Below are 11,889 nucleotides of genomic sequence, written 5' to 3'. Positions count from 1 at the left end.
GGGTTGGCCTTTCTGGTATGATTTTACTGCACTTTGTCCTTGTCTTGCACCCCTAGTCTGGATGGGGATTGCCCCGGTTCTTTATTCAAGTTTGGCCGATTTATGCCCACCAAACCGTAACGATTTATACAATATTAAGGTAAAATTAAAAAGGTTGCAGCCAAAGGAGCCACACAACCCGGTAGTGTCCGATCGAAGGGGGCGCTATCTCACATAAAGCCCGGGCGATCGCCGTCGGTGTGGCTTAACCCATTCCTTCCTCCACCGATTCCCTGGACTGAAATTGGCCCATTTCGTGAGAGGGCAAGGCTAAAATCGGGTGGCACACGCCATCGCGGGAGCGACCGGAGAGCAGATAGACGAGCATTTCGCCTTTGCCCTTAATCGGAATTGGCCCGCGTTGTTGGAAGCAATATTTCTCCCGCAACAGCTTGTAAGTGCTGCCCGACACCTGGATCCGGCCTGGGAGTCCGTGGGACTCCATGCGAGAGGCCAGGTTCACCGTATCGCCCCACAAATCGTAAATAAACTTATGGGTGCCGATCACCCCAGCGATCGTCGGACCGGTATGAATGCCGATCCGCATCGAGAACGCTTCCCCATGTTTGCGATTGAATCGGCCAATTTCCTCCTGCATGTCCAGGGCCATTTCCGCGATCGCCTCAGTGTGGTCGCTGCGATGCACCGGCAATCCCCCCACCACCATATAAGCATCGCCAATAGTTTTAATTTTCTCCAGTCCGTGTTTCGCCGCGAGGCCATCAAACGCGCTAAAAATCTCATTAAGTCGCTGCACCAATTCCGAAGGCGAAATTCTGGCGGCGAGCTTGGTAAAGCCCACAATATCCGCAAACAGCACCGTCACTTCCGGAAAGCTATCGGCAATGGTTTGGGTATCCTGTTTCAAGCGCTCGGCGATCGCTTTGGGCAAAACATTAAGCAGCAGGCGCTCTGACTTTGCTTGTTCGGTTTTTAACTGCTGCAACGCTTGGCGCAGTTTTTCCGCTTTCTCCGCCCGTTCTGTAGCCAGAGCTTCGATTTGCATCGTGCGCGAAACCGAAGTCAGCAAATAGGTCACTGGAATGTGAGTCCACAGCAATCCCATAATCAGCACCGCCCAAGAGCGCCAGTGCTTGCGAGAGCTGCGATAGTCGTCGGTGGGCAGGATGTAAAGCGCCCATTCCCGCCCTCCCATCTCCATTTTTTCCCGGCGGGCGTGGGGGTGGGAATCTCCTAACAACACCAACTGACCTTCTTTGCTGGCACTGTGCAATTGCTTCACCGGGCAGGTGGAAGGAACTGTTACGCCAAATGCCTCTCCATCGCTTCCGGAAATCACCAGTTCTTGAAATTCATAAATGGCGAGCAAGCGATTGTTGGGTTGCGCCCCGAGACTTGCTTCCGTAGCTGTGGGGGTTTCGTCGCACAGGTACATATTAAATTTACTGCTTCTAGAGTTCGCCGTGTCAAAGAGGGCGGAAATGTTCAGCTTCCCCACCACAAACCCTTGCAAATTTTCTGGATTGCGGGCAGCTACGCCATACTCAGCGGGGGTTTCGCTTGCATTTAACTTCAGTGTGAGGTTCTCGGGGTTGGCGTCCAGGTTGTAGGCGGGCAGGATAACTAAAATTCGTTCGTTTGACTCGCCATCGAGGCTCCAATCGAGCAATTCGGTCACCACCATCTCCCCCGTTTCCCGCGCCAGTTCCAAGCCGGCGGCGTAACGGGCAACGGAGCCTAAATCCACTCCCAGCAGGTGTTGATTTTGTACCCCCGGGGCAACTTGGGCGATGGGAAAATACTCCGATCGCTCGGAATCGAAGGGCAATACTGCTTCGCCGTTGTTTTGGCGGATTTGAAAATCGGGCACCTGAGGCGTACGCATCCAATATTCAAATTCATACACCTGCTCTGGCGGCACTCGTTCCACCCATGCCAACCATTGGACTGTCGCGCGATCGCCTAGGGGACGACGCACAAAACGCTCAAAAGCGCCGCGATCGACCGGATAAGTGGCTTCTAAGAAATCTCCGGTGTTGCGGATTAGCTCTAAATCTTTGTTGAGTTGCCGCTGAATTTTGCTGGCAATGATGTCCGCCCCCCGACTGAATTCATAGTCTCGGCGTCTGTCTTCCCACTCCCAGATGAGCAAGAATGCCACGAACGAGAGTCCCACACCGACACCGAAAACGATCGCGGCGGGAAGATAGCGAATCCAGGGTAAACGTGGTTGGTTTGGCATACTTGGCCCTTGACGCTAGGCATAAACTCTTGCATTGCACCGACGCTCAGGGAATGTTGGGAGTCGGCACTACAGAAAAATGCACCGTCTAGCAGCGCGATCGCTTCTGACTCCTATTGCGCTCCCCCCGGTGTTTGCACTTTCTTTTTCATAACATATGCCCACCGCTTCATCGAGTCTCCTACTCCGTCCACTGTCGCAAAATTTTTCCCGGTTCTTCCCGCAGTTTGTGGTGGGATTGTCCCTGGCGCGATCGCCTTTTTTAGGCTTCCCGAAATCTTCCCCCCGTACACCCCAACTCTGTCTATTTCCCCCGGGATTTTCGGCAATGGCATCCCCCCAACACCTCTATGCCACCCTATCACCTGCCGAGAACTCGCTGTGCCCCTTTCCTGTCGGTCCATTAATTCCCCTTTTTTTGAACCCCAATTGTGACTCGTCCCCCCTATTTTTCCCCGGAAAAATTAAACCCTTACACCAGCTTTCCGGTTCATTCTGGCCCGAACAATTCCGCCAACGAGCGCCTTTTTTTGCCGATTCAATGCACCTGATTCTTGGTAAAAATCGGTTTAAAGGTTAGAGGAAACTCTCCGGGGAATATGAGGCCATCGGATTAAACTTCTAGCCACTTGCATCCAAGGGATCGACTGTTAGCCATTGAATGGGGTAACAGTGGTGCCCGAGACGTCAGCGCGCTCTTCGGGCGTCTACGGGCAGGGCTATGCCGAAGGCTGTACCCACTCCGACAAGAAGTTGGCTTGCGGCTGTTTCCCAATGTAGATGCCCATCGGCTTCGTCAATCAAGCGGAGAATTCACCCTAAGAAAATATTACCACGAAAGCCGCTCGGTGATTCCACCCCTGACTCTATTGCCCGAGGGAGTTTCATTGACATTTTCCCGCACCCCAAACAATTGAGGTCTCATTTAATTTATTAAAAAATATTACAACCACCGAATCGCCCCTGCTTGCCCCGCTGCGGTTTATTTTCCCCGGAAAGGGTCTTCCGGCGGCGTCGGCCCACCGCCACCCCGGGCCGATAATGGCTTAAACTTGAGAACATCTGGGTCGAAGCTGACGCGCCGCCAAGGCGCTATAACCGAAAATAACTGTTGTCGAGGGAGGACGATCCGGTAAACAATGCTAATCAAACATGAGTTAGGTGAGGCTGAAGCAAAAGAATTATTGCAGTTGTGTTTGGATTACACCCCCACTGCTCTAGCCATTTGCGATCGCCGGGGGGATTATCTGGCCACCAGTCACCAGTGGGACACCCACATCGGCGAGGACAATTCCTGTTTGCTTACCACAGATACAGACCGCTGGCAAGCCTGTTTGGCCGGCAAGGCACAGCACTGGGAAGAACAGCGCCTCCACCCAAGCACCGGGCAACCGCAAACCGTGAGATGGCAGATGCATCCCTGGTGGCGGGATAACGGCACTTGCAGGGGGGCGATCGCGATCGCCGAGGTGAACCCCGCCGATTCCCTCCCTGACAACACTTTGTCAAAACCTCAGTCTTTTAGCTTAGCACAAAACAATCCCGCCGGACAAACTGCTGCCGACGGATTTCACCTGTTGTTCGAGAATGCGGCGATCGGCATGGCCCTGTTTGAACCCCAGGGCGATCGCATCCTCAGCGCCAACCGCGCTTTGTGTGACATGCTCGGCTTTTCCCCCACCGAACTCGCGGGGAAGGATTTTGCCGAAATCAGCCACCCAGAAGATCGGCAACCGGGTCTCAACCTCGCTCGAGAATTTGCCAGAACCGCGCAACCCAATGCCACCCTGGAAAAACGCTACCTGACCAAAAACAACCAAACCCTCTGGTGCAACCTACAGGTGAACTTCATCCGTCTTCCCGATGGAAGTATAACCTATGGGGTGGCTACCCTGGAAAATATCACCCCCCGCAAGAGCGCGATCGCGGTTTTGCAACAATACCGCGAAGAACTCGAAGACCAAGTGGCCGAACGAACCGCCCAACTGCAACAAACTAACGAGGAACTCCTTTACGAAATTCGCCAGCGCCAACAAGCGCAAGCAGAACTGGATCTGTTTTTCAATCTCTCGGTGGATCTGCTCTGTATCGCCGACCGACCGGGCTATTTTCAGCGACTCAATCCCGCCTGGGAAACCACCCTCGGCTATTCCATCGCGGAACTGATGGCCAAACCGATCCTGGAATGGGTGCATCCCGAGGACGCCGAAGCAACGGCGATCGCCCTGGAACAACTCGCCCAAGGTGAATCGGTGGTTAACTTTGAAAATCGCTATCTCGCCGCCGACGGATCGGAAAAATGGCTCACCTGGAATGCCGTTTCGGTGGAATCCCAATCGGTTATTATGGCGGTGGCGCGAGATGTCACCGAACGCAAGCAAGCGGAAGCCACCCGCAGCGAATTAATCGCTTCCCTGCAAGAGCGGGAAGAATTTTTACGCAGTATCTATGATGGCACAGAAAGCGCGATTTTCGTGGTGGACGTTCTGGAGAATGGCCAATTTCAGTATGCCGGATTCAACCGGGCCAACGAAAATATCACCAGCGTGAGCCGACAACAGGTGCGAGGCAAGACACCGGAAGCATTCTTTCCCCCAGACATCGCCGCCACTGTATCGCACAATTATGCCCGATGTGTGACGTCCGGCACTTCCCTCACCTACGAAGAATGTTTGCCCTTTCAGGGGGTGGAGAGTTGGTGGCTGACCACTCTCAATCCCCTGCGCGATCGCCACGGACGCATTTATCGAATCGTGGGCACCAGTACGGAAATTACCCCCCTCAAACAAGCCGAAGCGGAAAAAACCCGCTTAATCGAGTCGTTACAACACAGTGAAGAGCGCTTCCGCGCTATTTTCGAGCAAGCTGCAGTGGGCATGGCGCAGGTGAAAAAAGATGGAAGTTGGCTGCGGGTGAATCAGCACTTGTGCCACATCGTCGGCTATACTAAAGAAGAATTGCTCGCTCGCACCTTTGCCGATATTACCCATCCAGATGACTTGGAGGTGAGTTGCCGATGGTTGCATAAATTGTGGACGCAAGAGGTGGGAACCTATTGTTTGGAAAAACGGTATATCCACAAATCCGGGGCAGTGGTTTGGATTAATCTCACCGTGTCCTTGGTGCAAGACTCGGAAGAGGAACCCTGCGCGATCGCCGCCATCGAAGATATCAGCGATCGCAAACAAGCCGAAATTGCCCTGCGCGACAGCGAAGCCACCAATCGCTCTTTGCTCAGCGCCATTCCCGATTTGATGTTCCGGATTCGCGCCGATGGCACCTTTGTAGACTATAAAGACGCCGCAGAACACGGACTGCTGCTACCCCCGGAAGCATTTATCGGCAAAAACGTCGCCGATGTAATGCCGCCGATGGTGGCCGAACCTACCCTGGCGGGCTTGCGCTCAGCCCTGGCGACTGGCGAAACCCAGTTATTTGAATATCAGCTTCCCGATGAAAATGGCCAACTGCGCGACTACGAGGCGCGGTTGGTGAAGATTCAGGCGGTGGAGGATGGGAACCGCGATCGCGAAGTGCTGATCTTGGTGCGCGATATCAGCGATCGCAAACAGGCACTCCGACAGCTCAAAGAAAGCGAACGCCGCTTCCGCGCCATTTTTAATTCTACCTTTCAGTTTATCGGCTTGCTCGAACCCGACGGTAGCGTTCTCGAAGTCAATCAAACCGCCTTGGATTTTTCCGGACAGCAGCATTGCGATCTCACCGGGCATCCCTTGTGGGAATCCCGAGGATGGCGAGACGTGCCAGACTCGCAAGCCTGCCTGCAGCGCAGCATCGCCCGCGCCAGTCAAGGCGAATTGGTGCGCGATGAAGCCCTGTTGTGCGGCGCAGGTGGCACAACGATGACCGTGGACTTTTCTCTCAAACCGGTGTTCGATTCCTGCGGCAATGTGGTATTGCTGATTGCCGAAGGCCGCGATATCAGCGATCGCAAAGCCCTGGAACGCGAATTGCTCTGGCGCGATGCTCTCTGGAATGCCTTTTTTAATGCTGTTCCCGCCGGATTGGCCATTCTAGACGAGGAACTGCGTTTTGTCAAGATTAACGAAACCCTCGCCCGGGTGAATCGCAAATCGCCCTCGGCGCATCTGGGCAAAACCCTCGCCGAAGTTCTGCCCGAATTCGCCCCGACCCTCCAACCCGTCTTCGAGCAAGTGCTGCATACCGGTGAGCCAATTTTGCATGTGGAAGACGCTTCGGAACATCCCGATCGCCCGGGGGAATTCGAGTATTGGTTGGCCTCTTATTTTCCCCTGGCCACCGTAGAGGGCCAAATGCGCGGCGTGGGGGTCGTCACCCTGGATATCAGCGATCGCAAGCAAGCGGAAGAAGCGCAGCGCCAATCTGAAGCCCGAGAACGACAAAAAGCACAAGCCCTGCAACACACCTTAAAGAAACTGCAAAAAACCCAATCACAACTGATTCAAAGCGAAAAAATGGCCAGTCTCGGTCAATTGGTGGCCGGCGTCGCCCATGAAATTAACAATCCGGTGAATTTTATCTACGGCAATATCGAGCCGCTCCATCAATATATCGAAGATTTGTTGGCGCTGATTCATCTGTATCAAGAGCATTATCCCGAACCGGTGGACGCCATTCAGTCGGAAATCGAAGCCATCGAACTCGATTTTCTGGAAGAAGACCTGCCGCAAATTCTGCGATCGATGCAAATGGGAGCCGATCGCATCCGCGAAATTGTCTTATCCCTGCGAACCTTTTCTCGTCTCGACGAATCCGACATGAAACCCCTCAATCTCCATGAGGGTATCGAAAGCACTTTGCTGATTTTAAACGGAAGGCTGAAAGCCAAAGGAAATAAACTCGGCATTCGCACGATTAAAGAATACGGTGAATTGCCCGAAGTAGAATGCAATGGCGGTCAAATCAATCAAGTGTTTATGAATATCATTACCAATGGGATTGATGCCTTAGAATCTGCTAGTAAAAATCCCGAATTCCTCAACTCCCAGCCAGACTCAGCGTCTTTTGTTCCGACTATCCGCATTCGCACGGCGATGAAAGGAAAGGGACATGTAGAAATCCGCATTTCTGATAACGGTCCGGGGATTCCCGCAGAATATCGCTCCCGCTTGTTTGACCCATTTTTTACCACCAAAGCGGTGGGAAAAGGCACCGGGTTGGGATTGGCAATTAGCTATCAAATTGTGGTGGACAAACATGGCGGGAGGTTGGATTATCAAAGTCAGCCCGGAAAAGGCACTGAATTTGCGATCGTGCTTCCCTTGCGTCAGAAACGCAAACGCAATGGAGAAACCTAAGCAAGGATCCAGAAAGGAGGGGTGACGGGAAAACATTTTATTTCACGTGAAACAAATAGAGGGGGGAAATTTATCGGATTTCTCGTCTACAATAGACCCACAGGACGATCGCTTTGGCTGTGTCGCAGATGCTTCGGGAATGCGTATGCGTATGCCCCCGGGCAGGAGTTGAGTCGCTCTGTCATTCCCCTCGTCCATCCAGTGGGAAAACCTCAAAAGTTAGAGCAGGAGGCAGTCTTGCACGACGAAAGCAGCTTTGTGGCAACTGTTCTCAACAGTGTCGGCACCTTAGTAGTGATGAGCGACCCAAAGGGTCGCATTCTCCATTGCAATCGCGCTTGCGAACGAGTCACGGGGGTTTCCGGCGCGGCGGTGAAAAATCGATATGTTTGGGAGGTGTTTTTGCCTCCGGAAGCGGCGCGCGAGTGGGGCAATTTTTCTCAACATCGTTATGAGAACGCTTGGATGGGTTCTGAGGATACCGAACCGATATGGATTTTTTGGAGTGTAGAACCGATAAACAATGACGAAGGGGTTTGTACCGGCGCGATCGCCACTGGCATTGAAATGGGCCAACTCAAACCAGCGCAACCAGACCGAACATCCGGCGAAACCTTGCGGGATGGGGCGATAAATGGCATTGATTCTGGCGGTAGGGCGATCGCGATGGTGGGCAATCGCGAGATTAGCGATCGCCAGCAGAGGCAAGCGGATCTGCAAACTCGGGAACGAGAACATCACCAGCTTATCGACACCCTGCCCTATGGAATTGAGGAAATCGACCTAGATGGTTATATTACGTTTAGCAATGCGGCACATCACCAGATTCTCGGTTATCTGCCGGGAGAATTAGTGGGCAAAGGCATTTGGGAAGTGGAATCCGAGCGCGATCGCCAACAGATGCAGGCATTCTTAACCGAATTAGCGACCCAACAGCCCCCGCCGACGCCCTATATCAGCAAAAATATTACCAAGCAAGGGAAAACTATCGACCTGCGGGTAGATTGGAATTACAAGCGCGATGCGGCAGGTAACGTGACCGGATTTGTGGCGGCGATCGCCGACATCAGCGATCGCCTGCAAGCCGAGGCAGCCCTGCGCGAAAGCGAAAACCAGTATCGCATGTTACTCGAACAAGCCGCCGATGGGATATTTATTGCCGACGAGGCCGGAAATTATATCGCGGTTAACTCAAAAGCCTGTCAGATGACCGGGTATGCGCGCCGCGAACTGTTGCAAATGAATATTGTCGATTTAATCTCCCCAGAGGAGAGCCGTTGGCTTCCTTGGTATATGCGGCAAGTGCGGGCTGGGCGCACGATCCGAGAAGAAGTCCGCCTGCGCCGTCGCGATGACACCTTCTTGCTCGTGGAACTGAGCGCCAAGAGTCTGCCCGATGGGCGAATTCAGGGGATTACCCGGGATATCACCGATCGCAAGCAAGCCGAGCGGGAATTGCAAGAATACCGCGAAACCCTGGAGCAGCGAGTGGCGCAGCGCACCGCAGAACTGGAGGAAACCAACGATCGCCTGCTGCAAGAAATTCGCGATCGCGCGCGAGTGCAAGCCGAATTGCAGCAAAGCCAACAGTATAACCGCCTGCTGTTTGAAGCCTCTCCCATCGGCTTAGTCTTGTATCGCCTAAATGGCACCCTGCTCGATGTCAATCCGGCGTTTGCCCGGATTCTCGGTCGCACGGTGGAAGAAACCCTGGAACTTACCTATTGGCAAATAACCCCATCCAGTTTCGCCGAATCCGAACGGCAACAGATCCAGCGCCTGCAAGAAACCGGCCATTCTACCGCTTACGAAAAACAATTCCGGCACAAAGACGGACATGGGATACAGGTGCGCTTGTCCGGCGTGCTGCTATCCCGGGACGGAGAGCCGCTGATATTATCTTGTGTAGAGGATATCACCGAGCGGCAGAAAGCACAAGCAGCCCTGCAGCGACAAGCACAAATTCTCGCACAAGTGCAAGATGCGGTGGTATCGGTCGATCGCCAAGGTCGGATAACGAGCTGGAACAAGGGAGCGCAGCGGCTATACGGCTATGAGGAATCCGAGGCGATCGGGCAGCCGGTTGCCCTGCTGGAGGCGGATTCGGAGGCAAAAAGCCAGCAAGCCCAGGCGATGACGGCATTGTTTGAAACCAGCAGTTGCGAACTGGAAGTGCAGCACGTTCGTCGCTCCGGAGAAATTTTTCACGCCCTGCTATCGTTATCCCTGTTGCGGGATGCGGCGGGAGAGGCGATCGGCAGCATCGGTATCGTCAAAGATATCAGCGATCGCAAGCGATCGCAAGCCGCCCTGCGCCAGAGCGAAGCCAAACATCGCGCCTTGCTCGATTTAATTCCCGATACCATCCTTCGCATGAATCGCGATGGCGTTTATCTGGAATTTCAGGGCAGCAAAAATTCCGATCTGCCCTTCGATCTGGAGTTCTTGCTGGGGAAAAACATCCGAGACATGTTCCCGCAACTGGCACCTGAAGTATTACACTATATAGAAATTGCCTTGTCTACCGGCAAGATGCAGGTGTTTGAATATCCCCTGGAAATCGCCGATGAAATCCGTTATTTCGAGTCGCGAATTTTGGTGAATGGGTCGGATGAGGTGATGGCGATCGTGCGAGACCTCACCGATCGCACGCGGGCGGAACAAGCCCTGCGCCAGCAAGAGCGTCAGTTGCGCGCTCTTGCCCGTCGCCAAACCCTACAGGGCGAACTCACAGAACAAATTCGCAATTCATTAGAACTCGATACCATTCTGGAAACCGCAGTGCAGCAAATTCGCAATTTATTGCAGATTAATGCCTGTTTGTTTGCCTGGTACCGCCCGGAAGGAATCGGCAAATCTACCCCAACCGCCTCACCCCTGAGTGCCGCGTCTTCCCCTTGTTGGCAAGTGGTGAAAGAAGCGATCGCCCCAAAAATTCCCAGCTTTTTGGGGTGCTATTCCCAGGAGGACCTCGGCGCAGCGGGCGATCGCCTGCTACAAATGGAGATAGTGCGGGTGGATGACGTGCTCGCTGCAGCAAATCCCGAGATGCGGCAATTTCAGCAAAAGTGGGGCATCCGGGCGATTGTTATCTTGCCCATTCAAACTCACGGCGGTAAGATAGGGGCGATCGTTGGCTTGCAGTTAGGAGAACAACCGCGCCCCTGGTTCGACAGCGAGGTACAACTGTTACAGGGAGTGGCGGGACAACTGGCGATCGCGATCGCCCAAGCCGAACTCTACTCCCAAAGTCAGCAAAGTGCGATTTTGGCGCGGGAAAAAGCCACCGCCTTGGAAACCGCCCTGGAAGAACTCAAACAAACCCAAGCCCAACTCATTCAAACCGAAAAAATGTCCAGCATCGGTCAACTGGTGGCCGGTGTCGCTCACGAAATCAACAATCCCACCAGCTTTATCTACGGCAATATAAACCCGGCCCGCGATTATATTAATGACTTGATTGGCATTCTCGAACTCTATCAGAAACATTACCCCAATCCAGTGACGGAAATCGAATCAGAAGCCGAAGAAATAGAGCTAGAGTTTCTCATGGAAGACTTGCCCAACCTGCTCGATTCTATCGAAATCGGAGCGAATCGTATCCGCGAAATTGTCTTGAGCTTGCGAAACTTCTCCCGTCACGATGAAGCGCAAATGAAATTAGTAGACATTCACACCGGGATTGACAGCACCTTGCGACTCTTGCAAAATCGCCTGAAAGAAAACGGCGGACGACCCGGAATTGCTATTGTGAAGTGCTACGGAGATTTGCCGGAAGTGGAATGCTATCCCGGTCAGGTCAATCAAGTATTTATGAATATTTTTAGCAACGCGATCGATGCGATTGAGGACTACAACAAAAACCGTTCCTTAGCAGAAATTAAAGCCGCTCCTTGTGCGATTACCATTACCACCGAATTGCGCGATCGCCCCGCCGAATCCGGCACCGATTCTTTGCCCTTCGCCGTTATCCGAATTGCCGATAACGGTCCGGGCATGACGGAAAGTGTCAAAAACCACTTGTTCGATCCGTTCTTTACCACCAAACCCATCGGCAAAGGAACCGGATTGGGATTGGCCATTTCTCATTCGATTATCCAAGAAAAGCATCACGGAAACTTACGCTGCGAAAGCCAACTCGGTCAAGGAACCGAATTTATCCTCGAAATTCCCCTGCGAAAAATCTAAGCGCGAGTCGTAGCGAGTCGTAGGGTGGGCAGTTGTCGTTTTAGGGTCTGTACTGCTCACCTAAAGTTACTACCCACCCTACAGTTAGAGTCGATCCGATAGACCCGTTTTTTAAACTTTTGTTAAGTTTCCGATTGTGGGCAGGTTTTAGGGCATCCT

The 11,889-nt window shown here is 53.1% G+C and carries 3 protein-coding genes; 2 read left to right on the top strand and 1 reads right to left on the bottom strand.

Features of this window, described 5'->3' with window-relative positions; translation table 11 throughout:
• Window positions 1–244: 244 nt before the first annotated feature.
• Window positions 245–2,242 carry an adenylate/guanylate cyclase domain-containing protein gene (locus tag LKK83_RS23130; RefSeq protein WP_324633747.1) on the bottom strand — a complete coding sequence of 666 codons (1,998 nt, stop codon included), beginning with the start codon at window positions 2,240–2,242 and terminating at the stop codon, window positions 245–247.
• A 1,139-nt stretch (window positions 2,243–3,381) separates the two neighbouring features.
• On the opposite strand from LKK83_RS23130, the gene LKK83_RS23125 reads away from it, so the two are divergent.
• Window positions 3,382–7,542, top strand: coding sequence for a PAS domain S-box protein (locus LKK83_RS23125; protein ID WP_324633746.1), 4,161 nt, complete (start codon window positions 3,382–3,384; stop codon window positions 7,540–7,542).
• A 168-nt stretch (window positions 7,543–7,710) separates the two neighbouring features.
• Window positions 7,711–11,730 carry a PAS domain S-box protein gene (locus LKK83_RS23120; RefSeq protein WP_324633745.1) on the top strand — a complete coding sequence of 1,340 codons (4,020 nt, stop codon included), beginning with the start codon at window positions 7,711–7,713 and terminating at the stop codon, window positions 11,728–11,730.
• The last annotated feature ends 159 nt before the right edge of the window (window positions 11,731–11,889 follow it).

The organism is Phormidium sp. CCY1219 (genome assembly GCF_035615515.1).
Taxonomy (GTDB): Bacteria; Cyanobacteriota; Cyanobacteriia; order Cyanobacteriales; family Laspinemataceae; genus CCY1219.
This window is presented reverse-complemented; position numbering and strand designations above follow the sequence as displayed.